The organism is Streptomyces sp. NPDC001617, from assembly GCF_053596855.1.
The window spans coordinates 1-25,002 of the sequence record NZ_JBSFHA010000027.1 but is presented as its reverse complement, the minus strand read 5'-3'; the positions used below and the strand labels follow the sequence as shown (position 1 = coordinate 25,002).

The 25,002-nt window shown below is 70.8% G+C and carries 22 protein-coding genes and 1 pseudogene; 10 read left to right on the top strand and 13 right to left on the bottom strand.

The window, feature by feature from the left end:
- Positions 1-21: 21 nt before the first annotated feature.
- Positions 22-1,257, top strand: a complete 1,236-nt coding sequence (locus tag ACWC09_RS21395; RefSeq protein ID WP_450852146.1) for an MFS transporter — start codon at positions 22-24, stop codon at positions 1,255-1,257.
- Here the strand turns inward: ACWC09_RS21395 and ACWC09_RS21390 are convergent.
- Positions 1,194-2,357 carry a hypothetical protein gene (locus ACWC09_RS21390; protein WP_450852145.1) on the bottom strand — a complete coding sequence of 388 codons (1,164 nt, stop codon included), beginning with the start codon at positions 2,355-2,357 and terminating at the stop codon, positions 1,194-1,196. The two genes, ACWC09_RS21395 and ACWC09_RS21390, sit on opposite strands and share 64 nt — an antisense overlap.
- On the bottom strand, positions 2,354-3,295 hold the full coding sequence (locus ACWC09_RS21385; RefSeq protein WP_450852144.1) for a 5-dehydro-4-deoxyglucarate dehydratase: 942 nt from the start codon (positions 3,293-3,295) through the stop codon (positions 2,354-2,356). Before ACWC09_RS21385 ends, ACWC09_RS21390 begins: the two co-directional genes overlap by 4 nt.
- Before the next feature lie 166 nt (positions 3,296-3,461).
- Here ACWC09_RS21385 and ACWC09_RS21380 point away from each other — a divergent pair, with 166 nt between their 5' ends.
- The 7 genes from ACWC09_RS21380 (at position 3,462) to ACWC09_RS21350 (ending at position 10,815) form a co-directional block, all read left to right on the top strand.
- A complete protein-coding gene (locus ACWC09_RS21380) occupies positions 3,462-4,271 on the top strand; it encodes an NAD-dependent epimerase/dehydratase family protein (protein ID WP_450852143.1) in 810 nt (269 codons plus the stop codon).
- A gap of 256 nt (positions 4,272-4,527) precedes the next feature.
- Complete coding sequence (locus ACWC09_RS21375) at positions 4,528-5,307, top strand: DeoR/GlpR family DNA-binding transcription regulator (protein WP_450852142.1); 780 nt, start codon at positions 4,528-4,530, stop codon at positions 5,305-5,307.
- Between the two features lie 80 nt (positions 5,308-5,387).
- Positions 5,388-6,761: an ABC transporter substrate-binding protein gene (locus ACWC09_RS21370; RefSeq protein WP_450852141.1), complete on the top strand. Its 1,374-nt coding sequence runs from the start codon at positions 5,388-5,390 to the stop codon at positions 6,759-6,761.
- Positions 6,758-7,696: a carbohydrate ABC transporter permease gene (locus tag ACWC09_RS21365; RefSeq protein WP_450852140.1), complete on the top strand. Its 939-nt coding sequence runs from the start codon at positions 6,758-6,760 to the stop codon at positions 7,694-7,696. The genes ACWC09_RS21370 and ACWC09_RS21365 overlap by 4 nt, the downstream gene beginning before the upstream one ends.
- On the top strand, positions 7,693-8,541 hold the full coding sequence (locus tag ACWC09_RS21360; protein ID WP_450852139.1) for a carbohydrate ABC transporter permease: 849 nt from the start codon (positions 7,693-7,695) through the stop codon (positions 8,539-8,541). Before ACWC09_RS21365 ends, ACWC09_RS21360 begins: the two co-directional genes overlap by 4 nt.
- Positions 8,538-9,527, top strand: a complete 990-nt coding sequence (locus ACWC09_RS21355) for a zinc-dependent alcohol dehydrogenase family protein (RefSeq protein ID WP_450852138.1) — start codon at positions 8,538-8,540, stop codon at positions 9,525-9,527. Before ACWC09_RS21360 ends, ACWC09_RS21355 begins: the two co-directional genes overlap by 4 nt.
- Before the next feature lie 79 nt (positions 9,528-9,606).
- The gene (locus tag ACWC09_RS21350) at positions 9,607-10,815 is read left to right on the top strand and encodes a TerD family protein (RefSeq protein ID WP_450852137.1); all 1,209 of its coding nucleotides are present in this window, start codon (positions 9,607-9,609) and stop codon (positions 10,813-10,815) included.
- Positions 10,816-10,866: 51 nt separating this feature from the next.
- On the opposite strand, the gene ACWC09_RS21345 is transcribed toward ACWC09_RS21350, so the two are convergent.
- Positions 10,867-11,445 (bottom strand): TetR/AcrR family transcriptional regulator, encoded by a 579-nt coding sequence (locus ACWC09_RS21345; protein WP_450852136.1) that lies wholly within the window; start codon positions 11,443-11,445, stop codon positions 10,867-10,869.
- A 161-nt stretch (positions 11,446-11,606) separates the two neighbouring features.
- Between ACWC09_RS21345 and ACWC09_RS21340 the strand changes: the two genes are divergently transcribed.
- Positions 11,607-13,040, top strand: a complete 1,434-nt coding sequence (locus ACWC09_RS21340; protein ID WP_450852135.1) for an MFS transporter — start codon at positions 11,607-11,609, stop codon at positions 13,038-13,040.
- On the opposite strand, the gene ACWC09_RS21335 is transcribed toward ACWC09_RS21340, so the two are convergent.
- From ACWC09_RS21335 to ACWC09_RS21315, 5 genes are all read right to left on the bottom strand, one after another.
- Entirely contained in the window at positions 13,037-14,053 is a 1,017-nt protein-coding gene (locus ACWC09_RS21335; RefSeq protein ID WP_450852134.1) for a 1-aminocyclopropane-1-carboxylate deaminase, read from the bottom strand. The two genes, ACWC09_RS21340 and ACWC09_RS21335, sit on opposite strands and share 4 nt — an antisense overlap.
- 23 nt (positions 14,054-14,076) lie before the next feature.
- Positions 14,077-14,730: a GntR family transcriptional regulator gene (locus ACWC09_RS21330; protein ID WP_450852133.1), complete on the bottom strand. Its 654-nt coding sequence runs from the start codon at positions 14,728-14,730 to the stop codon at positions 14,077-14,079.
- A 96-nt stretch (positions 14,731-14,826) separates the two neighbouring features.
- Positions 14,827-16,407 carry a TROVE domain-containing protein gene (locus ACWC09_RS21325; RefSeq protein ID WP_450852132.1) on the bottom strand — a complete coding sequence of 527 codons (1,581 nt, stop codon included), beginning with the start codon at positions 16,405-16,407 and terminating at the stop codon, positions 14,827-14,829.
- A gap of 500 nt (positions 16,408-16,907) precedes the next feature.
- Positions 16,908-18,362 (bottom strand): alkaline phosphatase PhoX, encoded by a 1,455-nt coding sequence (locus ACWC09_RS21320; RefSeq protein WP_450852131.1) that lies wholly within the window; start codon positions 18,360-18,362, stop codon positions 16,908-16,910.
- Between the two features lie 162 nt (positions 18,363-18,524).
- Positions 18,525-19,952: a hypothetical protein gene (locus ACWC09_RS21315; protein ID WP_450852130.1), complete on the bottom strand. Its 1,428-nt coding sequence runs from the start codon at positions 19,950-19,952 to the stop codon at positions 18,525-18,527.
- A 337-nt stretch (positions 19,953-20,289) separates the two neighbouring features.
- Between ACWC09_RS21315 and ACWC09_RS21310 the strand changes: the two genes are divergently transcribed.
- On the top strand, positions 20,290-22,116 hold the full coding sequence (locus tag ACWC09_RS21310) for an endonuclease/exonuclease/phosphatase family protein (protein WP_450852129.1): 1,827 nt from the start codon (positions 20,290-20,292) through the stop codon (positions 22,114-22,116).
- Positions 22,117-22,141: 25 nt separating this feature from the next.
- Here the strand turns inward: ACWC09_RS21310 and ACWC09_RS21305 are convergent, their stop codons facing one another.
- From ACWC09_RS21305 to ACWC09_RS21285, 5 genes and pseudogenes are all read right to left on the bottom strand, one after another.
- Positions 22,142-22,885 (bottom strand): SRPBCC family protein, encoded by a 744-nt coding sequence (locus ACWC09_RS21305; RefSeq protein ID WP_450852128.1) that lies wholly within the window; start codon positions 22,883-22,885, stop codon positions 22,142-22,144.
- Complete coding sequence (locus ACWC09_RS21300; RefSeq protein ID WP_450852127.1) at positions 22,851-23,495, bottom strand: ArsR/SmtB family transcription factor; 645 nt, start codon at positions 23,493-23,495, stop codon at positions 22,851-22,853. Before ACWC09_RS21300 ends, ACWC09_RS21305 begins: the two co-directional genes overlap by 35 nt.
- Before the next feature lie 122 nt (positions 23,496-23,617).
- Positions 23,618-24,118, bottom strand: coding sequence for a DUF3618 domain-containing protein (locus tag ACWC09_RS21295; protein WP_450852126.1), 501 nt, complete (start codon positions 24,116-24,118; stop codon positions 23,618-23,620).
- Positions 24,115-24,534 (bottom strand): phage holin family protein, encoded by a 420-nt coding sequence (locus ACWC09_RS21290; RefSeq protein WP_450852125.1) that lies wholly within the window; start codon positions 24,532-24,534, stop codon positions 24,115-24,117. The genes ACWC09_RS21295 and ACWC09_RS21290 overlap by 4 nt, the downstream gene beginning before the upstream one ends.
- 75 nt (positions 24,535-24,609) lie before the next feature.
- A pseudogene (locus ACWC09_RS21285) lies at positions 24,610-24,909 on the bottom strand (hypothetical protein); the annotation flags it as partial.
- Positions 24,910-25,002 lie beyond the last annotated feature (93 nt).

Below are 25,002 nucleotides of genomic sequence, written 5' to 3'. Positions count from 1 at the left end.
TTAGGCCCACGATGACCAGGCATGACGACAACGACCTGGCCGCCGGCACGCGTCCTGCGCCATCGCAACGCGGCCCTGTATCTGGCCGCCCTCGTGGTCTCCGGCTTCGGCACCTCCGCGCTGTGGCTGGCGTCCGGGGTGTGGGTGAAGGACCTCACCGGCTCGAACGGCCTCGCCGCGCTGTGCATGCTCGCCCTGTGGGCACCGACCCTGTGCGGCCCCGCACTGGGCACCCTCGCCGACCGCACCCGCCGCAAACCCCTGCTGATCACGTGCAACCTGCTGCCCGCGGCCCTGCTGCTGACCCTCCCGGCCGTCGACTCCCCCGGCCGGCTGTGGCTCCTCTTCGCCGTGCTGTTCCTGTACGGCGCCGCCTCGGTCGTGGACTCGGCGGCCGAGTCCGCCCTCGTCGCCGCCGTACTCCCCCCGGAGCTGCTCGGGGACTTCAACGGGCTGCGCACCACCGTCCGCGAGGGCATGAAGCTGCTGGCCCCCCTGGCGGGCGCGGGCCTGTACGCGGCGTACGGCGGCCCGAGCGTGGCCCTGCTGGACGCGGCCACCTTCCTGTGCGCGGCCGGGCTGTACGCGTGCGTGCGGGTGCGCGAGGAGCGGCCGGAGCTGGCCACACGCGCGTGGCGTGCGCAGACCGCCGAGGGCGCGCGCTTCCTGTGGCGGCATCCCGGGCTGCGCCCGCTGGTGAGGGCGGGCGGCGCGACGATGCTCTTCACGGGTGTGTGCGGGGCAATGATCTACGCCGTCGTCGCGGGCCTCGGACACTCCCCCGCGTACACGGGCACGTTCTACGCCGTCCAGGGCGCCGGTTCGGTGGTCATCGGGCTGGCCTCGGGGCCCGCCCTGCGACGGTTGGGGGAACGCCGGTTCGCCGCGTACGGGATCGCCCTCACGGCCCTCGCGGTGGCCGGACGGGCTCTCCCGTACGACGCCGTGGTGCTGGCCTGCGGCCTGGCGAGCGGGGCGGGGCTGCCGTGTGTGCTGATCGCCGCCATGACGGCCGTGCAGCGCGGGACACCGGACGCGCTGCTCGGCCGGGTCAGCGCGTCGGCCGACACACTGATCTTCGCGCCGAACGTGCTGGGCCTCGCCCTGGGCGCGGGCCTGGTCGAACTCACCGACTACCGCCCGCTGTTGCTCGTCCTCGGCGTGGCCCTGCTGGCGACGGCCGCCCCGCTGCTTCAGAGCCCGGCGAGCGCCGAGCGCACCGCCTCCAGGTCGCCGTCGGACGCCAACCCGGCGTGATACAGCCGCAGTTCGGTGGCCCCGAGCTCCCGGGCCGCCGCAGCGTCCGCGGCCAGCGTGTCCGGGCTGCCGCCCATGCCCGCGATCACCGGGAAGTTGGCGGCGACGACCGCGCCCTCGCGGCCCTGCTCGGCGAAGGGCGTCAGCAGGCCGGGGCCGCCGGCGCAGGGCACGACCACGCCGTCGGCGACGGAGAGGATGTGCGCGGGGTCGACGCCCGGGTTGGCGCCGACATGGTGGGTCACCGGGTCGGCGTGCAGCAGCACCTGGAAGCCCTCGGGGGCCGCCTCGCGCACCGCGCGCACCGCCGCCTCCTGGAGCGTGCGGGCGGTCTCGTCGCGCCACGCGCGCGTGGCCGCCGCCGTCGCCTCGCCGAGCAGCTTCTCGACCCCGGCCCACTCCCCGTCGCCGGGCGCGCCCTGCCACAGCGGCTCCAGCGCGTCACGTACAGCGGCGGCCAACCGGTCGGCGTCCAGGCCCTGTTCGCCGTAGCCCGCCCGGCAGGCGGCGCAGAAACAGAGCGCCATCAGGTACATCCCGGCGTCGCCGAGGCCGACCCCACCGGTCTTGTCGTGGGCGTGCAGGTGCTGGAGGCCGTACCAGCCGAGGGACTCCAGCTCGGTGCCGTGGGCCCCGGGCCGTACGGCCGCCTCGGCGGCGAGGTCGATCAGGTACGCGCGCGTGGCGGGCTGGGCGATGCAGGGGGCCCAGGGGTAGCGGTCGCCGTAGGCGTTGACGACCGAGGTGTCCGGACGGTCGGCGCCCAGGCGGGAGTTGTGCGCGAGGACGACCCAGGTGTGCACCTCCAGGCCGGCGTCCGCGAGGGCCGCCGCGGCCTCGCCGTAGGCGTCGCCGGGCGCCCAGTCGCCGGCCGCGTACGGGCGCAGCTCACGACCCTCCCAGCGCGCGTCCGTCGGGTACAGCACGGCGGCGTGCTCGGCCGTGACGATGCGATGACGAGGGTGACGGGGCGTCAACGCGCGCGTGGAGTGATACGCGGCGGCCAGCGTCACCTGCTGGACGCCGAGCGCGGCGATGCGTCCCGCGGCCTCCGGGTCCCCGATGACGTCCCAGGGGTAGACGAACGTCGACGCCTTCACTTGCCGTCCTCCAACAGCGCGTACCCGCGCTCGATCAGCTGAGCGAGCTGCTTCACATGATCCTCGGTCGGTTCGTGCAGCGGCGGCCGGACCTCCCCGACGTCCAGTCCGCGCAGTCGTACGGCCGCCTTGACCAGGGAGACGGCGTATCCGCGGCCCTGCGCGCGCAGTTCGACGAACGGCCGGTAGAAGCCGTCCAGGAGGCGGTGGGCGGTGGTGTCGTCACCGGTCCTGAGGGCCTCGTAGAAGGCCAGCGCGATCTCCGGGGCGAAGCAGAACACGGCGGAGGAGTAGAGCGGGACGCCGACGGCGCGGTACGCGAGCTGGGTCTGCTCGGCGGTCGGCAGGCCGTTGAAGTAGAGGAACTCGCCCGGGACTTCGGTGCGTACGGCGCTGACGATGCGCTGCATGAGGTCGAGGTCGCCGAGGCCGTCCTTGAAGCCGATGACGCCGTCCGTGCGGGCGAGTTCGACGACGGTCTCCGGGGTGAACACGGCGTTGTCGCGCTGGTAGACGATCATCGGCAGCGCGGTCGCTGCGGCCACCTCCCGGTAGTGCCGCAGCAGCCCCTCCTGGCCGGCGACCACGAGGTACGGCGGCATGGCGAGCAGCCCGTCCGCACCGGCGGCCTCGGCCACGCGCGCGTACCGCACGGCGAGCGCGGTGCCGTACCCGGCGCCCGCGACGACCGGCACCCGCCCGTCCGCCGCCTCCACGGCCACCCGTAGGCACGCCTCGAACTCCTCGGGCGTGAGCGCGTGGAACTCGCCGGTGCCGCAGCAGGCGAACACCGCGGCGGCCCCGGCCTCGACCCCGCGGCGCACATGGGTGCGGTACACGTCGAGGGCGAGCGAGCCGTCGGGGCCGTAGGCGGTGACGGGGAAGAACAGCGGCCCGCTGGGGATGCCGAGTCGAGCGGCGAGGTCGGCAGGCGTCACAGGCTCTCCCTAGAACGAGGACGGAAACGTGCAGGCTTCTGATCGAAGTTTATGTTTATGAACATGGACTGCGCCACCCTTGACGAGTCAGGGAAGTGATCCTTACTTTGTCCATGAATGTGAATGCCGTGCGCGCACATGGCCATCGACCCAAGGAGACCCGCGGATGCCAGCCCCCCGCACCGTTCTGCTCACCGGCGCCGCCGGCGGGCTCGGCACCCTGATGCGGAACCTGCTCCCCGCCTTCGGCTACGAGCTGCGCCTCCTCGACCTGCGCCCCATCGAGGGCGACCCGGACGCGATCACCGCGGACCTCGCCGACAAGAAGGCCCTGCGCGAGGCCGTGCGGGGCGTCGACGCGATCCTCCACCTCGCCGGCATCTCCCTGGAAGCCCCCTTCGAGAAGATCCTCAAGGCGAACATCGAGGGCACCTACAACCTGTACGAGGCCGCCCGCGAGGAGGGCGTGCCCCGGATCGTCTTCGCCTCCTCCAACCACGCGGTCGGCTTCACCCCGCGCCCCCAGGGCACCGACCCGCTGATCCCGGTCGACACCCCGCGCCGCCCGGACACCTTCTACGGCCTGTCCAAGTCCTTCGGCGAGGACCTCGCCCAGCTCTACTGGGACAAGCACGGTCTGGAGACGGTCTCCGTCCGCATCGGCTCCTGCTTCCCGGAGCCCAGCAGCGTGCGCATGCTGTCGGTGTGGATGAGCCCGTCCGACGGCGCCCGCCTCTTCCACGCGGCCCTGACCGCGGAGCACGTCGGCCACACGGTCGTCTACGGCTCCTCCGCCAACACCCGCCTCTGGTGGGACCTGTCGACCGCGCGCGCCCTCGGCTACGAGCCGCGGGACGACTCCGAGCCGTACGCCGAGAAGCTGATCGCCGAGCAGGGCGAGCTGGAGCCGGACAACATCGCGCACGCCTACCTGGGCGGCGCCTTCGTGAGCGACCCGCCGATCTGGCCGTACTGACCGGCTGGATCTCACGGCGGGCGGGCACCGAACGGGCCCGCCCGCCGCCGTATTCGGGCACCGCCCGTGCCCGATCCCACGCCCTCTTCCCCAGCCGCGCAGGTCCGAGGCGGGCACTCCGCTCCGCAAACGGGCGCATACGGGCAGCATCGGTCCTGCAACAGGCCTGGTCAGTGCCGGACACCGGTTGTAGAAATTCCTGCATGGGCCCCACCTGGCCCGAACGGGCAGCGCAGCAGGGAAGCGGGTGACGGCGATGACGGCGAACACCGCGAAGACGGCGGAAGACCGCCAGCGGCTTATCGTGCAGGCCGCGCGCGCCACCGGCGCGGTCGACGTCACCGCGCTCGCCGACGAGCTGGGCGTGGCCAAGGAGACCGTACGACGGGATCTGCGCGCCCTGGAGGACCACGGGCTGATCCGCCGCACCCATGGCGGGGCCTATCCCGTGGAGAGCGCCGGCTTCGAGACGACGCTCGCCTTCCGTGCCACCAGCCACGTACCCGAGAAACGCCGGATCGCGGCCGCCGCGGCCGAGCAGCTCGGGGACGCCGAGACCGTCTTCGTCGACGAGGGCTTCACCCCGCAGCTCATCGCCGAGGCACTGCCCCGGGACCGGCCGCTGACCGTGGTCACCGCGTCCCTGCCGGTCGCCGGCGCACTCGCCGAGGCCGACACGGTCTCGGTACTCCTGCTCGGCGGCCGGGTCCGCCCCGGCACGCTGGCCACCGTCGACCACTGGACGACCAGGATGCTGGCCGGTTTCGTCCTCGACCTCGCCTACATCGGCGCCAACGGCATCTCCCGCGAGCACGGCCTGACCACTCCCGACCCGGCCGTGAGCGAGGTCAAGGCACAGGCGATGCGGGCCGCGCGCCGCACGGTCTTCGCGGGCGTGCACACCAAGTTCGGCGCGGTCAGCTTCTGCCGGTTCGCGGAGATCGGCGCGCTGGAGACGATCGTCACCAGCACCCTGCTCCCGTCGGCCGAGGCCCACCGCTACTCACTGCTGGGGCCACAGGTCATCCGCGTCTGACCTTCCCGACCGGCCTCTTCCGCTGGGCACTTCCACGCCACGTCGCGCCCTTAATCCCCCCATATGTTCAGGAGCGATCCATGCGAACCCAGAGCCGACGACGGCCACCGCGAGCCACGCTCGCCCTGGCCGCCGCAGGGACGCTGCTCGCCCCGCTGCTCTCCGGCTGTTGGGTCGGGGCGGGCGGGTCCGGTTCCGGCGGCAACTCCGTCAACGTGTTGATGGTCAACAACCCGCAGATGGTGGAGCTGCAGAAACTCACCAAGGCGCACTTCACCAAGGAGACCGGCATCAAGGTGAACTTCACCGTGCTGCCGGAGAACGACGTCCGCGACAAGATCAGCCAGGACTTCGCCAACCAGGCAGGCCAGTACGACGTGGCGACGCTCTCCAACTACGAGATACCGATCTACGCCAAGAACGGCTGGCTGAAGGAGATGAACTCGTACGTCGCCAAGGACCCGTCGTACGACGAACAGGACGTCCTCAAACCGATGCGGCAGTCCCTGACGGCCGACGACGGGAAGCTCTACGGGCAGCCGTTCTACGGCGAGTCGTCGTTCCTGATGTACCGCAAGGACGTGTTCGCCGAGAAGCACCTGACCATGCCGGCCCACCCCACCTGGGAGCAGGTCGCCGACCTGGCCGCCAAGGTCGACGGCGCCAAGCCCGGTATGCGCGGTATCTGTCTGCGCGGCCTGCCCGGCTGGGGCGAGGTCATGGCGCCGCTCACCACGGTCGTCAACACCTTCGGCGGCACCTGGTTCACCAAGGACTGGAAGGCCCGGCTCGACGCCCCCGCCTTCGAGAAGGCGACGAAGTTCTATGTCGACCTGGTCCGCAGGCACGGCGAGTCCGGCGCCGCCCAGTCCGGCTTCGCCGAGTGCCTCAACAACATGACCCAGGGCAAGGTCGCCATGTGGTACGACGCCACGTCCGCGGCCGGCTCACTGGAGGCGAGCGGCTCCCCCGTCAAGGGCAAGCTCGCCTACGCCCCCGCGCCCGTCGAGAAGACCGACTCCTCCGGCTGGCTCTACACCTGGGCCTGGGGCATCCAGAAGGCGTCCCACAACTCCGACAAGGCCTGGAAGTTCGTCTCCTGGGCGTCCAGCAAGCAGTACGAGCAGCTGGTCGGCGAGACCAGCGGCTGGCCCAACGTGCCCGCGGGCAAGCGCGCGTCGACGTACGCGAACGCCGACTACCGCAAGTCGGCCGCGGCCTTCCAGGAGATGACCAAGGAGGCCATCGAGGAGGCCAGGCCCCATGACCCGGGGGTGCAGCCGCGCCCCGCGCCCGGCATCCAGTTCGTCGGCATCCCCGAGTTCACCGATCTCGGCACCAAGGTCTCCCAGGAGATCAGTGCCGCCATCGCCGGGCGCCAGTCCGTCGACTCGGCGCTGAAGAAGTCCCAGCAGCTCGCCGAGAAGATCTCGAAGGAGTACGAGGGACGATGACCGCGACAACGACGGCCCCGATGGCCGCGACATCCGTACGCAGCACGCCCCGGCCCTCCGCCCGGCTGCGCGCCTGGGCCACCCGCGCCCCGCTGCTGCCCGCCCTGGCCTTCATGATCGCGGTGACCCAGCTGCCCTTCGTGGCCACGCTGGTGATCTCGTTCTTCGACTGGAACGCCCTCTACCCGAAGGCCCGTCACTTCACCGGCATCGACAACTACAAGCAGGTCCTGACCGACGCGGACCTGCGCCACTCGGTGTGGACGACGGTCCTACTGACGGTCACGGTGGTGCTGGTCAGCCTGGTCCTGGGCCTGGCCCTGGCGCTGCTCCTGGACCGGAGGTTCCGGGGCCGGGGGGTGGTCCGCACCCTGCTGATCGCGCCCTTCCTGGTGGTCCCGGTCGCCGCGGCCCTGCTCTGGAAGCATGTGCTGTACAACCCCGAATACGGCCTTCTCAATGGGTTGTTGCACTACGTGGGCGGCCCACAGCCCGACTGGATCTCCAACACCCCTTTGCTCGCGGTGGAGGCCTCGCTGATCTGGCAGTGGACGCCGTTCATGATGCTGATCCTGCTGGCCGGCCTGCAGAGCCGCGACAACGAGCAGGTGGAGGCCGCGCGGGTCGACGGCGCGAACGACTGGCAGATCTTCCGCCATCTGACGCTCCCCCACCTGCGCCGCTACCTCGAACTCGGCGCCCTGCTGGGCTCGATCTACATCGTCCAGAACTTCGACGCGGTCTTCACGATCACTTCCGGCGGGCTGGGCACCGCCAACCTCCCCTACACCGTCTACCAGAGCTTCTACCAGGCCCACGAGAACGGCCTCGCCTCGGCCGCGGGCGTCCTGGTGGTCATCGGCTCGATCATCATCGCGACCTTCGCCCTGCGCGTGGTGTCGTCCCTGTTCCGCGAGGAGGTGTCCCGCGCATGAGCACGATCGCCACATCAACCGGCCCTCGCCGCAAGGGAGTCGGCCTGGGCCTGGTGGCCTGGCTGGTCGGGATCGTCTTCTTCCTGCCCATCGCCTGGATGGCGTTGACGTCCTTCCACTCCGAGTCGGACGCGGCCACCAACCCGCCGTCCTTCGGCGCCGCCCTCACCCTGGACGGCTACCGCGAGTTCTTCGGCACGGGCGGCGGCGCGAGCCCCTGGCCGTCGCTGATCAACTCCGCGGTGGCGTCGATCGGTTCGACGGTCCTGGTCCTGCTGCTCGCGCTCCCGGCGGCGTACGCCCTCTCCATCCGCCCGGTGAAGAAGTGGACGGACGTCCTGTTCTTCTTCCTGTCGACGAAGATGCTGCCGGTGGTGGCCGGCCTGCTGCCGATCTACCTGTTCGCCAAGAACACCGGGATGCTCGACAACATCTGGCTGCTGGTCATCCTCTACACCTCCATGAACCTGCCGATCGCGGTGTGGATGATGCAGTCCTTCCTCGCCGAGGTCCCGGTCGCGGTGATCGAGGCCGCGCGGGTGGACGGGGCGCGCCTGCCGACGATCCTCGCGCGCGTGGTCGCGCCGATCGCCCTGCCGGGCATCGCCGCCACCGCCCTGATCTGCTTCATCTTCAGCTGGAACGAACTCCTCTTCGCCCGAGTCCTGACGGGCGTGGTCGCCGAGACCGCCCCCGTCTTCCTGACCGGTTTCATCACCAGCCAGGGCCTGTTCCTGGCGAAGGTGTGCGCCGCGTCGCTCGTCGTCTCCCTGCCGGTGCTCGCCGCGGGGTTCGCCGCCCAGGACAAGCTGGTCCAGGGCCTGTCGCTGGGAGCCGTGAAATGAAGGCCGCCGTCATCGAGTCCGTGGGCCGCGCCGTCGTCACCGAGGTCCCCGACCCGACGCCGGGCCCGCGCGAGGTCGTCGTCCAGGTCGCGGCCTGCGGCCTCTGCGGCACCGATCTGCACATCCTCCAGGGCGAGTTCGCGCCGAAGCTGCCGATCGTGCCGGGGCACGAGTTCGCCGGCGAGGTGGTCGGCGTCGGCACCCAGGTCACCGAAGTCGCGGTCGGCGACCGGGTGGCCGTCGACCCGTCGCTGTACTGCCACGAGTGCCGCTACTGCCGTACGGGCCACAACAACCTCTGCGAGCGGTGGGCCGCGATCGGGGTCACTGCGGCGGGCGGCGCCGCCCAGTACGCGGTCGCCCCGGTCGCCAACTGCGTGAAGCTGCCGGAGCACGTCCGCACCCAGGACGCGGCCCTCGTCGAGCCCCTGTCCTGCGCGGTCCGGGGCTACGACGTCCTGCAGTCCCGCCTGGGCGCGCACGTCCTGATCTACGGCTCCGGGACGATGGGCCTGATGATGCTCGAACTCGCCAAGCGGACGGGCGCGGCGAGCGTGGACATGGTGGACCTGAACCCGAACCGCCTCGAGACGGCCCGGCGCCTGGGCGTCTCGGGCTCGGCGGTCACCCCCGACGAGTTGGACCGGCCGCAGGGCTGGGACCTGGTGGTGGACGCGACCGGCAACGCGGCGGCGATCCAGGACGGCCTGGAACGCGTGGCGAAGGCGGGGACGTTCCTGCAGTTCGGCGTGGCGGACTACGCGACCCGCGTGACGATCGACCCGTACCGCATCTACAACCAGGAGATCACCATCACCGGCTCCATGGCGGTGCTGCACAGCTTCGAACGCGCGGCCGAGCTCTTCGCCAACGGCGTCCTCGACCCCGAGGTGTTCATCAGCGACCGCATCCCGCTGGAGCGCTACCCGGAGGCGCTGGACCAGTTCGCGGCGGGGGTGGGGAGGAAGATCGTCGTGGTGCCCTAGAAACCGGGGCCCCGGAAGGGGAAGCGGAAGTTTAAGGGAACGGTAAAGCGACCTCGTTCGTTCACCGGGCATGACAGCTATGACCCCTGGCTCGAACATCCCTCTCCCCACCGCGCGCGTGGCGGTGGACGTCGCCGCACCGGTGCGGCTCGACGTGTCGGGCCTGCTGCTGACGGGCGACGGCAAGGTGCGCTCCGACGACGACTTCATCTTCTACAACCAGCCGACGGGACCGGGCGTGACCTACCGGTCGGGCGGCGGTACGGCGCCGGACGCGATCGTCGTCGACACCGCCGCCCTCCCCCCGGGCATCGAGAAGATCGTGGTCACCGCCAGCCCGGACGCCGCGGGCCAGACCTTCCAGGGCATCGAGCCGACGGCCACGATCCGGGGCGCGGACGACCACAGCGTCATCGCCACCTTCACGCCCCCGCAACTGGGCACCGAGACGGCACTGGTGATCGTGGAGATCTATCTGCGGGGCGGCGCCTGGAAGGCGCGCGCGGTAGGCCAGGGGTACGCCAACGGACTGGCGGGCATCGCCACCGACTTCGGCGTCACCGTGGAGGAGCCGGCCCCGGCGCCGGCTCCCGTCGCTCCTCCCCAGCCCGCGATGCAGCCCCCGGTGGCACCGCCCGCGCCGTCGATGTCCATGACTCCGCCTCCCCCGGCCGCCCCGCCCGCCCCCGCGGCTCCCGCGCCCGGGGCCGGGAAGATCAACCTCGACAAGGGCCGGGTCAGCCTCCAGAAGAACCAGACGGTGTCCCTCGTCAAGGGCGGCCGCCCGCTGCTCTCCCAGGTCAAGATGGGCCTCGGCTGGGAGCCCGCCTTCCGCGGCAAGGACATCGACCTCGACGCGTCGGTCATCGCCTACGGGCCCCAGCGCAACCACGTCGACAGCTGCTACTTCGGCAAGCTCTCCATCCTCAACGGCGCGATCAGGCACTCCGGCGACAACCTCACCGGCGAGGGCGGAGGCGACGACGAGGTGATCGTGGTCGACCTCGGCCGTATCCCGCAGGAGGTCACCGGGCTCGTCTTCACGGTCAACTCCTTCTCCGGCCAGAAGTTCACCGAGGTCGCCAAGGCCTACTGCCGTCTCCTGGACGCCGCGTCCGGCGAGGAGCTGGTCCGCTTCGACCTCACCGGCGCCGAGGCGCAGACGGGCGTGATGATGGCCAAGCTGATCCGCCAGTTCTCCGGCGAGTGGGAGATGACGGCGATGGGCGAGTTCGTGAAGGCACGCACGGTACGGAACATGGTGAAGCCGGCGTCCCAGGCCCTGTAAGGAGTCGTACGACAGCCACGGGCGCCCCCGCGCACAGGGGGCGCCCGGCGTTCACTCCTCCCCCGCCGGCCGCAGCCCCTCCGTCAGCAGGGACAGATAGCGGCGGATGTGTCCGCCCTCGCCGTCGGCCAGCTCCGATGCCGTGGACACGCCGTGCGCCAGGCGCAGCACATCGATCGGCTCGAGGTCCCGCCGCAGGGTTCCCTCGCGCTGGGCCGCCTCCACCAGCCGCCGCGCCCCCGACTTCATATGCGTCGCGCAGGCCGTCAGCGCGACATTGCTGCCGTCCATGACGGCCGAGCCCAGCAGGGACTTCAGGCCCCGGACCTGGATCGTGCCGACGCAGACCTCGTACAGCCACTCCGTCAGCGCCTCGCCCGGTGGCAGTTCCTTCGCGAGCTCGTCGGCGCGGTTGCCGAGGGCCTCGATGGTGTCGACGTAGACCGCTTCGAGCAGCGCCTGCCGGGTCGGGAAGTGCCGGTAGAGCGTGCCGGAGCCGACCCCCGCACGCTTGGCGATGTCGTCGAGCGAGGCGCCCTCCCCATGCTCGGCGAAGGCCTCCGCGGCGACCTTCAGCAGCCGCTCATAGTTGCGCCGAGCGTCCGCGCGCATGGGCTTGACCTGCGTCATCCAGATACTCCTTGCGAAACGGGGACCCTCTCCGTATCTTAGCGAGAGTTAAACGGAGACAGTCCCCGGTTATCTCCGCGGGCCACCCCGACCTGCCCACATTCCATTGTTCCGTGCTGCCCGCGCACATCCGTCCCGGGGCTTCGAAACGGGAGAACTCCATGTCCAGCCCGTCCGGCACCACGACCGAAACACGCTCCGCACCACAGCCCCCCGCAAGGCTCGGCACCGTCCTCTTCGTCATCGTGACGGCCTATCTGATGGTCGGCGTCGACTCCACCGTCGTCAATGTCGCGCTGCCCCACATACAGGAAGATCTCGACTTCAGCCGTACCGGTCTGTCCTGGGTCCTCAACGCCTACACGCTCGCCTTCGGCGGTCTGCTGCTGCTCGGCGGACGGATCGGCGACATCGTCGGCCGCCGCCGGACCCTGGCCACCGGCGTCCTGCTCTTCGCCGCCTCCTCCCTGCTGGGCGGTCTCGCCACCGACAGCGTCTGGCTGCTCGCGGCCCGCGCGCTGCAGGGCGCCGGTGCCGCCCTCATCGCTCCCAGCACCCTCGCCCTGATCGCCACCAACTTCCCGGAGGGCCCGCGCCGCCACCACGCCCTCGGTGTCTACTCCTCCATGGCAGGCATCGGCGCCTCCATCGGCCTGGTCCTCGGCGGCATGCTCACCTCCTGGGCGTCCTGGCGCTGGGCCCTGCTGATCAACGTCCCGATCGGCGTCGCGGTGGCCCTCACCCTGCCCCGCTTCGTCACCGAGACCCCGCGCCACGCGGGCCGCTTCGACGCGGCCGGGGCGCTCACCGGCACCGCCGGGATGACCTCGCTGGTGTACGCGTTCATCCGGGTCTCGGAGCAGGGCTGGGGCGACACCCAGGCGATGGCCGGGTTCGGTACGGCCGTCGTGCTGCTCGTCGGCTTCGCGCTGGTCGAGTCCCGGGCCGAGCAGCCGATCATGCCGCTCCGCCTCTTCGCCGACCGCAATCGCGCGGGTGGCTACGCGGGCGTCCTGCTGCTGCCGGCCGGCATGTTCGGCGCGTTCTACTTCCTCACTCTCATCAGCCAACAGGTCCTGGACTACAGCCCGTTGCGCGCCGGCTTCGCCTTCCTCCCGATGACCGTGGTGCTGTTCACGACCGTGCGCCTCGTACCGCGGCTGCTGCCCCGCTTCGGCGCCAAGCCGGTGATGGTCACGGGCATGACCCTGCTCGTCGCGGCGTCCGTCTGGCTCTGGCGGCTGCGGGCCGACGACGGCTATCTGACCGGCCTGCTCGGCCCTCTCCTCCTGGTGGGCGCCGGCGTGGGCCTGAGCCTCATGCCGCTCAACGCCACGATCCTCGCGAAGATCCGGCCGCACGAGGCCGGCGCCGCCTCCGGACTCCTGCAGACCCTCCAGTGGCTCGGCGGCACGCTCGGACTCGCCGTCCTGGTCACGGTGTTCGGCACGGCGACCCGACACGCGTCCGGTACCCCGGCCGAGGTGCTCACCCACGGCGCGGCACGAGCGTTCGGCGTCGGCGCGCTGATCGCGCTCGCCGCCCTGCTGGTGGCGGCGTTCGTGATCACCGGGAAGCGCCGGGCCACCGCCTAGAACAGCGCACTGTAGGCGTTGAGCGCGGGCTGCCCGCCCAGGTGGGCGTAGAGCACGGTCGAGTCCCGGCCGATCTCTCCGCGCTCGACCAGGTCGATCATCCCGGCCATCGACTTGCCCTCGTACACCGGGTCCGTGACCATCCCCTCCGTGCGGGCCGCGAGGCGCATCGCCTCCAGGGTGGTCTCGTCGGGGATGCCGTACGTTCCCGCGTGGTAGCGCTCGTCCAGCTCGACGTCCTCTTCGGTCAACTCCCGCTTGACGCCGATGAGTTGGCCGGTGTTGTGGGCGATCCTCGCGATCTGCGCCTTCGTCGCCGCGGGCTTGGCCGAGGCGTCGATGCCGAGGACGCGGCGCGGTCGGCCGCCCGCCTCCTCCAGGGCGGCGAAGCCCGCGACCATGCCGGCCTGGGTCGAGCCGGTCACCGAGCAGACGACCACCGTGTCGAAGAAGACGCCCGACTCGCGCTCCTGATCGGCGACTTCATGGGCCCAGCCGGCGAAGCCCAGGCCGCCGAGCGGGTGATCGGAGGCGCCTGCGGGGATGGCGTACGGCTTGCCGCCCGACTCCTCGACCTCCCTGAGTGCCTGCTCCCAGCTCTCCTTGAAGCCGATGCCGAAGCCGGCCTTCACCAGGCGGACATCGGCTCCGGCGAGGCGGCTGAGGAGGATGTTGCCGACCTTGTCGTAGACCGCGTCGGGCCAGTCGACCCAACTCTCCTGGATCAGCACGCACTTGAGGCCCGCGCGAGCGGCGACCGCGGCCACCTGTCGGGTGTGGTTGGACTGGACGCCGCCGATCGAGACGAGGGTGTCGCAGCCCTGGGCGAGGGCGTCGGCGACCAGGTACTCCAGCTTGCGGGTCTTGTTGCCGCCGTAGGCGATACCGGAGTTGCAGTCCTCGCGCTTGGCCCAGAGGGAGGCGCCGCCCAGGTGGGCGGTGAGGCGCTCCAGGGGATGGACCGGGGAGGGGCCGAAGAGGAGGGGGTAACGGGCGTAGGAAGAAAGGGACATGGGTCCTCCCGGGGTGGTCGGGATCAGTCGCCGTCGGTCGTGTCGACGAGGTCTGCCAGGCTCCGCCAGATCTCGGCGGTGACGCGCACCGCCGTCTCCGCGTCGCCCGACGCGCAGGCCTCGATCAGCTGGTCGTGCAGGCCCGCCGAGCGGCAGCTGCTCTCGCCGAAGCGGCGGCGTTCCAGGCGGCGGATGAGAGGGGTGTAGCGGGTGATGGTGGCGGCGGCCGCGTGGTTGGCCGCCACCCGGACCAGGACGTCATGGAGGGCGTCGTCCGCGCGCAGGGCTCCGTCCACATCGCCCGCTCCCACGGCCGCCGCGAACCGTTCGTTGGCCGTGCGCATCGCCTGGACGTCGGCGGCGAAGAGGCGGGGAACGGCGACCCGGGTGGCCAGCTCGTGCATGGCGCCGACCACGGCCGCCGCGTCGCGGACGTCGGCGGTGACCAGGGGCGTCACACGTGTGTAGCTCTGCGGCTTGCTCTCCAGCAGGCCCTCGTCCACCAGGCGGGAGAAGGCCTCGCGCACCGGCGCCCGGGACAGTCCGAGCCGTTCGGCCAGTTCGGCGTCCCGCACGACCGCTCCGGGCTCGATCTCCCCGGCCACGATGGCGTCCCGGATGACTTCGTACGCGCGGTCCCTGAGGAGCGTGCGCTGGACGGGTCGTATGGGCTCCACAACTGAAATGTTAGATGTCAGTGGAGGAGGCGGGCAAGGGGTGCACAGAAGTGTGGCCCGCACCCCCCGTAGAAGTGCGGGCCACGTCCGAGTGGCTCAGGCCGTCCAGGGCCAGTCGGCGTCCCGGCCGGCCTCGAGCAGCGGGACCATCCGGAAGGCCGCGTCGCCGAGGCCTCCGAAGGTGTGGCGGTTCGCCTGACCCGACGGGCCGTGGCCCGCGCGGTAGCCGGCGAGGTTCCAGGTGTAGACCGGCACGCTCGCCGGAACCTGCTCGGTCGGGTCACCGTGGTGGTTGAACGCGTACTGCTCGTCGGTGACGATCAGGACGCGGTCCTGTCCGCGGTAGTGCGAGCGGATCGCGCTGGTGGTGTCGGTGCCGCCCAGGTCGCCGAAGCGGTCGAGGATCTTGAGCACCGACTCCCCCTCGCGGAACGGCAGACGCCGGCTCGTCGTGCCGAACTCGACGAGGTCCGCCTGCGCCGCCCGCAGCGCGAGCGCCGTGCCGAAGATCGCCGCCGCGTCGGCCCGGTTGAGCTCCGAGCGGTCCGACAGCCGCGCCCACATCGAGCCCGAGCGGTCCACGAGGATCAGCGTGCGGCCGGGCAGCGCGGGCACATGGGCGAGCGAGTGGCCGAGCGCCTGCTCCAGCGGGTACGACCAGCGCAGCGAGGGGGCGTGCTGGTACGCGGCGAGATAGCGGAAGGGGAACTGCCGCGAGCGCGCGACCTCGGCCGGGTCGCTGATGCGCGCGGCGACCTGAGCCGCCACCTCGTCCGAGACACCTGCCTGGTCGAAGTTGCGCAGGTTACGGACCAGCGCCATCGCCCCCATGGACGGAATGACCGACTCCCAGGCCTCCTTGTCCATCGGGCCCTGCAGCCACCCGGCCAGCGCCTCCCACGTCATCCCGGCCTCCGCGAGCCGCTCGGCGCCGGACGCCGACGTCACCACCGCGCGCCGCTCGGCCACCGGCAGCGCCATCAGCTCGCGGTGCGCGGTGAGGACCCGACTCGACGCGGGCGGCAGCGCCGTGTCCGGGTTGTGCCGGCGGTCGAGGGCGTACTGGAACAGCTCGCCCTGCCACGGCTTGTCCGGGTCCGGCGCCGCGTGCACCAGGTTGAGGATGTCGCCGAAGCGGTATCCCTTGGCCGCGGTGTCGTACTTCAGCAGCGACTTTCCGCTGTACAGACGCCGTACGGCGTCGGCGACCCCTCGCTTGACGGGCTTGGGCACGTTACGGCCGTACAGTGCCGTCCAGTACGCGAGCAGCTCGCCGGGCTCGTCCGGGCGCTGCAGTACGGAGGCCACGACCAGGCGGTTGGCCGGGCCGTCGGTGGCGCCCGCGTCGAGGCGTGCCTTCACGTACTCGGCGGCGCCCACGATCGAGGCCGTACGGAGGTTTCCCTCGCCGCGCAGCCAGCCGAGGAGGCCTGCGGTCCAGTTCGGGTCCTCGACGGCGAGCTTGCGTACGAGACGCGCGAAGCGGTCGTCGCGGTCGGCGCCGGTCTCGTAAAAGGTCTTCTGCGACACGAAGTTGGCGATCGCCAGCAGGAACAGCTCGGAGCGCGCGTCACGCTCCCGGCCGCGGCCGCCCTCGTAGGTGCGGAGCACTCGGCCGGTGGAGGTGACCCGCGAAGTGGGCTGCGCCTTCGCGCCCTTGGTGTTGAATCGCGCCATGATGAATTCCCCCGAATTCCTTGGAGTTTCGGAGGGAGACGCGGCAAAAGGAGGGTGCCCGAGGTCGAATTCGACTGCGGCGCTTATCAACTGGCGCGTCTTCCGTTCCGCCACACCGACCGTGAGTCGATGACGGGATTCGAACCCGCATGAGGTCTCCCCCACCAGTCCCCGAAGTATCCGCTGCCTGCGCACCGGGCACCCACCATGAGCTGCGCCTCCCGAGATCAAGTCGACGGCGGCGTCGGATTCTGTGGAAGAGAAGTAGCCGCTGTCCGCGCACCGGGAGGTGCATGAAGTTGTGGTGTCCAGAGATCGAAGTCGGCGGAACCGACAAGGTGCTCTGACCCCTGAGCTACACCGGCGCGTTGTACCGGTGGCGGGACTCGAACCCGCGGCCGCCCCATTATGAGTGGAAGTAGGTCCTGCCTTCGCACCTGGACGTTCATCACTGTAGGAGGCGTACCGCGGGACGGGCGAGCGAATTAATTCCTCGAAGTTCAGCCGCGCTTCTGGCGCTTCCAGGGCCCGGTGATGGCCAGCATGATCCCCGGTTCCTGGATGTTCGCGAACAGAGTGCTGCCGTCGGGCGAGAACGTCACGCCGGTGAACTCGCTGTATTCGGGCTCGTCTTCGGTGCCGATGTTCAGTTCGTTGCGGGCGATGGGGTAGGTGCGGCCGCTGTCGGTGGCGCCGAACAGATGCTGCAGGCCCTCGCCGTCCTCGGCGATGACCAGGCCGCCGTACGGGGAGACGGTGATGTTGTCCGGGCCGTCGAAGTTGCCTTCCACGGACGGGTCCGGGTTGACGCCGATCAGGACCTTGAGGGTGAGGGTGCGACGCCCCGGGTCGTAGAACCAGACCGCTCCGTCGTGCTGGACGGGGCTCTCCTCGCGGGCGTACGAGGAGACGATGTAGGTGCCGCCGTCGCCCCACCACATGCCCTCCAGCTTGCGGGCGCGGGTGATCTGGCCGTCGGTGAACTGCTTGCGGACCGAGGTGGTCTTCGCGTCGCGGTCGGGGACGGTCACCCAGTCGACGCCGTAGACCGTGCCGATCTTCGTGGCGCGGGAGAGGTCGTCGACGAACTTGCCGCCGGAGTCGAAGCACTTGAAGGCCTGGAGGACGCCGGCGTCGTCGGCGAGGGTGCGCAGCCTGCCGCGGCCGTGGTGGAAGCCCTCCGGCGGGGTCCAGCGGTACAGGAGGCCGTTGGGGCCGGCCGCGTCCTCGGTGAGGTAGAGGTGGCCGCGCCTGGGGTCGACGACGACGGCCTCGTGGGCGTAACGGCCCAGCGCCTTGACGGGCTTGGGGTTCCGGTTGGCCCGGCGGTCCTCGGGGTCGACCTCGAAGACGTAGCCGTGGTCCTTGGTCATGCCGTTCTGGCCGGCCTTGTCCTCGGTCTCCTCACAGGTCAGCCAGGTGCCCCAAGGCGTGTTGCCACCCGCGCAGTTGGTGGAGGTGCCGGCGATGCCGACCCACTCGGCGACGTGGTCGCGGCGGACCTCGACGACCGTGCAGCCTCCGGAGGCGGCCGGGTCGTAGACGAGGCCCTCGGTGAGCGGGACGGGGTACTTCCAGTTGGCGCGCGGGCCCTTGAGCTCGTGGTTGTTGACGAGGAGGGTCGCGCCGCGCGGGCCGTCGAAGGTGGAGGTGCCGTCGTGGTTGGAGGGGGTGAACTCGCCCGACTCCAGCTTGGTCCTACCGCTGTACGTGATGATCCGGTACTTGAAGCCGGCCGGGAGGGCGAGGATGCCGTTCGGGTCGGAGATCAGGGGTCCGTAGCCGACGCCGCGGTGGCCGTGCGCCGACTCCCCCGTCGCGTTCTCGGTCTCCTCGGTCTCCGTGGACGCGAGGGCGTTGGGAGCGGTGGCGAGGGCGCCGACGCTGCCCGCCAGCGTGACCCCGGCACCGGTGATCGCGGATTTTCTGGCGAACTCCCTGCGGGTGAGCGACATGGTGTCTCCTGTGACGGTGGGTGTGCCGTGGAGGGTGGTCGACCTCGGGTCGGCGCCACCGTCCCGCCCACGCCTGAACGGGAGTTGAACACGGGGCGACGGCACAGGACGCAGTTCCATGAATCCGTACGCACCCGACCACAGGAATCAAAAATCCCGCGCTCAGTACCCTTGCTGGGACCGCGCCTTGAAGGCCGCCTTCCGCGCTTCCTTCGCCACCCTCTTGTCCGGATGCAGCCGTCCCATGGCTTCCAGGACGTCCGCGGTGGCCGGGTGGTCGACCCGCCAGGCGGCCGCGAAGAAGCCGCCGTGCTGCGCCGCCAACCCCTGTACCAGCGACCGCAGTTCCTCGGAATTGCCCTCGGCGGCCAGCTGGGCGGCGATCGTGTCGATGGTCAGCCAGAAGATCATCGCCTCGGACGGGGCGGGTACCTCGGCGGCGCCACGCTCGGCCAGCCACACCCGGGCCAACCCGCCCAGTTCGGCGTCGTCGAGGACCTCGCGCAGGGCCGGCTCGGCCTCCGTGCCGACCAGGGACAGCGCCTGCTGACAGCGCAGCCGGCGCAGCGGTGCTCCCGCGTCCCCGCCCCGGGCCGCCGCCAGCAACTCCCTTGCCGCGGCGAGCGGTTCGCGTCGCGCCAGCCACTGCTCGGTCTCGGCCTGTGCGGCGCCCTGCGGGAACGTCGCCGTCCCGTCGAGCAGTGCGTCTGCCCCCTTGTCGACGAGGTCACCGACGGCCGGCGCGGTGCGTCCGGCCTCCAACAGCCGCGACCGCAGGCCGTACAGGCCGAGCGGGGTCAGCCGCACCAGGCCGTAGCGCGAGACGTCCGTGTCGTCGAGCTGCGCCGAGGGCTCCTCGTCGGTGTCGGCCATCAGCGCCTCGTCGACCGGCTGGTACTCGACGAGTCCCACCGGCTCGAGCAGCCGGAACTGGTCGTCCAGCTTCATCATCGCGTCGGAGACCTGCTCCAGGACGTCGTTGGTGGGCTCCCCCATGTCGGAGGGCACGATCATCGACGCGGCCAGCGCGGGAAGGGGCACGGGCGCGTCCCCGGGGCCTTCCTCGGTGACCGTCAGCAGGTACAGGTTGCCGAGGACGCCGTCGAGGAACTCGGCCTCCGCCTCCGGGTCCCACTCCAGCTGCGAGAAGTCGACCCCGCCACCGGCGGCGAGCGCTTCGTCCAGACCGTCGATGTCCGGCACGCTCGCGTCGGCCAGCACCGTCTCCAGTGCGCCCTGCCACACGGCGAGCACGTCGTGCGGCGAGCCGCCGGTGAGCAGCGCCAGCTCCTCCCCGGCCGTGACGGACCCCTCGTCCTCGTCGTCGATCTCGACCAGCCCGGTGTCCACGGCCACCCGCCAGGCCTCACCCGCCCAGGCCTCCGCGTCCTCGCCGGTCAGCCCCAGGAGCTCGACGGCGGCCGGCAGCTGCTCCTCGACGAGCCCGCCGTCGGCGTCCACGCGCGTCTCCGGTCCGGCCCAGCGGGCCAGCCGCGCGGCCCGGGACAGCAGGGGCGTGGACAGCGCGTCCCGCGCCAGCTCCGCTTCGGGGTGCAGCCGCACCGGCGGCAGGGGGGAGCTGTCTGACATCGGCTGGGTTCTCCTCGGACGCCTTGACGGTCGTACGACCACGTGGACGTCGTACGACGGCCGCACGACCGCCTGAACGACGTACGGCTCAATCGCTCAGCCTAGACGGATTTGGACCCATGCCGCCCGGTTCATCTCCCGGACAGGGTCCGTACATGGCCGAAACCTTGACAACTGGCTTGACCAGGCAGGAGATTGACGCGCGTAGAAATCTGTCGGATACATGACCACTGTATGTTCTACGCGCGTCGCCACCGCCCCACCGGTCAAGCGGCTCCCGAAGGTCCCATGCACCACCCTCGTCCCGGCGCCCACGCACGTCCCCGGAGGGATCACGTTGCCGAGCAAGAAGTCCGCGCGTCTCGCCGCGCTCACCGTCGCCGCCGTATGTTCCGCGGCGTCGGCCGTCGCCCTGACCTCTCCCGCGCACGCCGACTCCGTGCGCATCCATGACATCCAGGGCACGACCCGCATATCCCCGTACGCCGGCCAGAAGGTCGCCGATGTGCCGGGCACAGTCACCGCCACGCGCACCTACGGCTCGTCCAGAGGTTTCTGGCTGCAGGACCCGACCCCGGACGACAACCCGGCCACCAGTGAGGGCGTCTTCGTCTTCACCAGCTCCACCCCGAAGGTCGCCGTCGGCGACTCCGTCACGGTCTCCGGCACGGTCTCGGAGTACGTCCCGGGCGGCGCCTCGACCGGCAACCAGTCGCTGACCGAGATCACCAAGCCGACGATCACCACCGTCTCCACCGGCAACGCGGTCCCGGCCCCGGTCGTGATCGACGCGAAGTCGGTGCCGGGCGAGTACACGCCGGCCGGCGACCCGACGGCGAACAACTCGATCAACGGTCTGACCCTGGACCCGTCGACGTACGCCCTGGACTACTACGAGTCCCTGGAGGGCATGAACGTCCAGGTCGCCGACACCCGTGTAGTCACCGCGACCGACCCGTACAGCGAGCTGTGGGTCACGGTGAAGCCGCACGAGAACCGCACCCGCCGCGGGGGCACGCTGTACGCCTCCTACGACGACCAGAACACCGGCCGGCTGCAGATCCAGTCGCTGGGCTCGACCGCCGACTTCCCGAAGGCGAACGTCGGCGACGCCCTGACCGGCACCACCACCGGCCCGCTGGACTACAACCAGTTCGGCGGCTACACGCTGGTCGCGAGCCAGCTCGGCACGCTGAAGAGCGGCGGCCTGGAGCGCGAGACGACGCAGAAGCAGTCGCGCGGCGAGCTGGCGGTCGCGACCTACAACGTCGAGAACCTCGACCCGTCCGACAAGACCTTCGACGCGCACGCCGCCGCGATCGTGAACAACCTGCAGTCGCCCGACATCGTGTCCCTGGAGGAGATCCAGGACAACGACGGCGCCACGGACGACGGTGTCGTGGACGCGAGCACCACGGTCGACAAGCTGATCGACGCGATCGTCGCGGCGGGCGGCCCGAAGTACGACTGGCGCTCGATCAGCCCGGTCAACGACCAGGACGGCGGCGAGCCCGGCGGCAACATCCGCCAGGTGTTCCTCTTCAACCCGGAGCGGGTCTCCTTCACCGACCGCGCGGGCGGCGACTCCACCACGGCCGTCGGTGTCACCAAGGTGCACGGCAAGGCGCAGCTGACGGCCTCGCCCGGCCGTATCGACCCCGCGAACGACGCCTGGAAGTCCAGCCGCAAGCCGCTGGCCGGCGAGTTCGTGTTCCGGGGCAAGACGGTCTTCGTGATCGCCAACCACCTCAACTCCAAGGGCGGCGACCAGGCTCTGACCTCGCAGTACCAGCCGGTGGTGCGCAGCTCGGAGACCCAGCGCCACGCCCAGGCGACGCTGGTCAACGCGTTCGTCAAGAGCATCCTCGACGTCCAGAAGAACGCGGACGTCATCGCGCTCGGCGACATGAACGACTTCGACTTCTCCGACACCACCAAGATCCTCCAGGGTGACGGCGAGCTGTGGTCGGCGATCCAGTCGCTGCCGAGGAGCGAGCGCTACACCTACGACTACCAGGGCAACCAGCAGGTCCTGGACCAGATCCTGATCAGCCCGTCGATCCGTCGCGGCTGCGACTTCGACTACGACTCCGTGCACATCAACTCGGAGTTCAACGACCAGATCAGCGACCACGACCCGCAGGTGCTGCGGTTCCGCCCGTAAGTCGTAAGCGGTAACTCCGGCCTGCTCAGGGCTGGTTGAACACTCCGTTCAGCCAGCCCTGCCAGCCGGCCTCGTTCGCCTCGGCGTCGGCGTCCGGCGCGAAGTCATGGATGCTGATGCCGACCGGGGCGCCCCAGTGATTGCGGCCGAAGAAGCGGATCAGGGCACCCTCGGTGCGCAGCCCGATGAAGTACGGGTTACGGAAGTCCAGTACGGCGTCGAGACGTCGCCCCTCGGGCCCGCGCGCCTGCACCCGCGCCCCCTCCGCCGTGTCGTCCGCGAGCCCCAGCGCCCGGCCGACGGCGACGAAGGCATCCGGAGTCTGCGAGGCCTCGGGGCCGTTGAGCTGAGCGAAAGCGACCGGACGGGGCGCGAAGTACTTCACGTACTGGCCCAGCGTGTGCAGATAGAAGTCGGTGTGCCTGGCGGCGCCGTCGTACTGGTTGTCCCAGTCGTCGGTGAAGATACCGCTGTGGACATAGCGCACCCAGGCGCGCCTGCCGCCGTCGCGCGGCTCGATGGTGTGGTCGAGCTGGTTGACGGTCTGGGTGGGGAAGCCGACGTCCTCGCTGCGGATGGTGAGGTGGTGCGGCCGGTCGTAGACGGTGACCGTCGAGCCGAAGGCGGCCTTGCCGCCCGCGTGGGGCTCGGGCGGGTCCATCGGCCACAGATAGCCGCCGGTGCCGTTCGTGATCGCCTCCCACACCTGCTCGGGCGTGGCGTCGATCTCGACCTCACGAACGATCTCGAATTCCTTCTCCTGGGACATGAGGGTCTCCTGACTCTTCCAACTCGGTCTGCTTGAGCGTGGGATGGACGGCTACGACGATCCGGTGATCGCGCCCCTCCGCCGCGTCCGGGGCGTCGTACTTCTGGATCAGCGCGGTGATCCCGACCGTCAACTCCTGGATGAACGCGGCCCGTTCGGTGGCCGAGGCGAAGCGGACCTCGCCGTCCAGGGCGTATGTGGCCAGTCCCTTACGGGCCTTGGTCGCGCCGGTGATCAACGAGCCGACGTCCCGCACCAGTCGGGCGCCGAGGGCGAGCAGCCAGCGCGCGGAGAGCTGGTCCCGGAAGCGGTCCGGATCCGGCTGCACGGAGGCGAGGGCGAGCGGCGAGATGACGTACGACGCCGCGGTCGCCCGCATCAGCCGCTCGGTCATGTTGCCCTTGCGGCGCTCTCCCGCCAGCTCGACCAGGTGGTGCTGCTCCAGCGCCTTGAGGTGGTAGTTCACCTTCTGCCTCGGCAGCCCGACCTTGCCGGCCAGCATCGCCGCCGACGCCGGCCCGGCCGCCAGCTCGGCGAGCAGACGGGCCCTTATGGGGTCCAGGGAGACGGCGGCGGCCTCGGGGTCCTCGATCACGGTGACGTCCAGCATGCGTCCAGCGTCTCACCGAAAACTTTTTTTGTCCAGACGGTTTGAATTTTCCGATGGAGATCGGCGAAACGCCGGACGGGCTGACCGAGTCAGCCCGTCCGGCGTTCCGTCGTCTCCGTCCCCTACTTCTTCGGATACCTCCACGACACCACCACGACCGCCACCACGACCGCCCCGATGACCAGCGCCGGGCGCGGATGCCGTACCGCCGCCTTCACCACCGGTCCCGCCGGCCACGGCATGCCGTGATCCGCCTGCCGCTCCAGCGTGTGGCCGGTCTGCGTCGCCTTGTCCTGGACCTGATGACCTGCCTTCGTCGCCCGGTCCTGGACCTGATGACCCACCCTCGTCGCCCGGTCCTGCATCAGGTGCCCCGTCTGCGCGGCCCTCTCCTGCACGGTGTGGCCCGCCTGCGCCGCCGTGCTGCGGAGCTGTACCGTCATCGCGCCCGCCTTGTCCCTGAGGTCGGCCGCGCGGGCACGTGCTCGGCCCTTCACGTCCATCTTGTCCGCCAACTTCTCGACCGTGTTCCCGAGTTCACCGCGGGTCCGCTCGATCTGCTGCCGCAGTTCCTCGGGCCCCTTGGCGCCCGTCTGCCCCGTCGGTACCGCCTTGTCCGTCATCGGTGTGCCCTTTCCCTGATCTCCTCGACATCGGCCCTGACGCTGCCGAGGGTCTCCTCCGGCGTGGGCGGTGCGGCCCGGCGCAGCTGAGCGCGGCCGGTCGCGGCGAGGACGGCGGCGATCACGAACAGCACCGCCGTCACGATGAGTGCCGCGGCCCAGACGGACAGCGTCAGCGAAAGGGCGGCGGTCGCCGTGCCGGCCGCGGCCAGCAGACCGGCGTAGGCGAACGCCCCCGCCGCGCCGAGCAGTCCGCCGCCGCGCCCGGCGCGACGGCCCTTGGCGGCCAACTCCTCCTTGGCGAGGGCCACTTCCTGGCGTACCAGCCGGGAGAGCTGTTCGGTGGCCTGGCCGACGAGTTCGCCCACGGAGTGGTGCTCGTCGTGCACCGGCCGGGGGTGCGTGGTCCCGGTCACAGGGCGTCGCCTCCTGTCGTGTTCCGCTCGGTTGCCTCTCGTTCGGAACACTCCGGGTACCCGCACCCGCCCTGACTACCCCTGTTGCCCGCCACCCGGTCCGGGCTCGCGAAGACGCGCGAGCTGTGTCTGGAACCAGTCGAGCCGTGCCTGCAACAGCGCGGCCTCCGCGACGAGTTCGGGCACACCGAGATCGTCCGTCGCACCGAGGTCGGCCACCTGGCGCGCGCCCTCCACCCCGGCGACGACCCGCAGCCCCTCCCCCGCCAGCCGCGCGAACGTCGCGAGCGAGACGGACGTACGGCCGCGCACGCATCCCGCGCACGCGGGTGCCAGCGCCCGCCAGCCGGGGCGGCCCCAGCCCGCGTCGGCTGCTTCTCGTCCGCCAGTACTACGGCCGCAGCCCCTACTGGGGTGCTGTGTCCGAGGTACTGGACGCGCTCGACGAGTCGGACCGAGTGGTCGACC

What these genes read in the sequence shown, in the direction of transcription:
- ACWC09_RS21315 (WP_450852130.1), bottom strand. Translation starts at nt 19,952, where the DNA reads ATGTCAGACAGCTCCCCCCTGCCGCCGGTGCGGCTGCACCCCGAAGCG.
- ACWC09_RS21345 (WP_450852136.1), bottom strand. Translation starts at nt 11,445, where the DNA reads ATGACGCAGGTCAAGCCCATGCGCGCGGACGCTCGGCGCAACTATGAG.
- ACWC09_RS21395 (WP_450852146.1), top strand. Translation starts at nt 22, where the DNA reads ATGACGACAACGACCTGGCCGCCGGCACGCGTCCTGCGCCATCGCAAC.
- ACWC09_RS21380 (WP_450852143.1), top strand. Translation starts at nt 3,462, where the DNA reads ATGCCAGCCCCCCGCACCGTTCTGCTCACCGGCGCCGCCGGCGGGCTC.
- ACWC09_RS21335 (WP_450852134.1), bottom strand. Translation starts at nt 14,053, where the DNA reads ATGTCCCTTTCTTCCTACGCCCGTTACCCCCTCCTCTTCGGCCCCTCC.
- ACWC09_RS21340 (WP_450852135.1), top strand. Translation starts at nt 11,607, where the DNA reads ATGTCCAGCCCGTCCGGCACCACGACCGAAACACGCTCCGCACCACAG.
- ACWC09_RS21295 (WP_450852126.1), bottom strand. Translation starts at nt 24,118, where the DNA reads ATGACGGACAAGGCGGTACCGACGGGGCAGACGGGCGCCAAGGGGCCC.
- ACWC09_RS21355 (WP_450852138.1), top strand. Translation starts at nt 8,538, where the DNA reads ATGAAGGCCGCCGTCATCGAGTCCGTGGGCCGCGCCGTCGTCACCGAG.
- ACWC09_RS21305 (WP_450852128.1), bottom strand. Translation starts at nt 22,885, where the DNA reads ATGTCCCAGGAGAAGGAATTCGAGATCGTTCGTGAGGTCGAGATCGAC.
- ACWC09_RS21360 (WP_450852139.1), top strand. Translation starts at nt 7,693, where the DNA reads ATGAGCACGATCGCCACATCAACCGGCCCTCGCCGCAAGGGAGTCGGC.
- ACWC09_RS21325 (WP_450852132.1), bottom strand. Translation starts at nt 16,407, where the DNA reads ATGGCGCGATTCAACACCAAGGGCGCGAAGGCGCAGCCCACTTCGCGG.
- ACWC09_RS21300 (WP_450852127.1), bottom strand. Translation starts at nt 23,495, where the DNA reads ATGCTGGACGTCACCGTGATCGAGGACCCCGAGGCCGCCGCCGTCTCC.
- ACWC09_RS21375 (WP_450852142.1), top strand. Translation starts at nt 4,528, where the DNA reads ATGACGGCGAACACCGCGAAGACGGCGGAAGACCGCCAGCGGCTTATC.
- ACWC09_RS21365 (WP_450852140.1), top strand. Translation starts at nt 6,758, where the DNA reads ATGACCGCGACAACGACGGCCCCGATGGCCGCGACATCCGTACGCAGC.
- ACWC09_RS21320 (WP_450852131.1), bottom strand. Translation starts at nt 18,362, where the DNA reads ATGTCGCTCACCCGCAGGGAGTTCGCCAGAAAATCCGCGATCACCGGT.
- ACWC09_RS21350 (WP_450852137.1), top strand. Translation starts at nt 9,607, where the DNA reads ATGACCCCTGGCTCGAACATCCCTCTCCCCACCGCGCGCGTGGCGGTG.
- ACWC09_RS21370 (WP_450852141.1), top strand. Translation starts at nt 5,388, where the DNA reads ATGCGAACCCAGAGCCGACGACGGCCACCGCGAGCCACGCTCGCCCTG.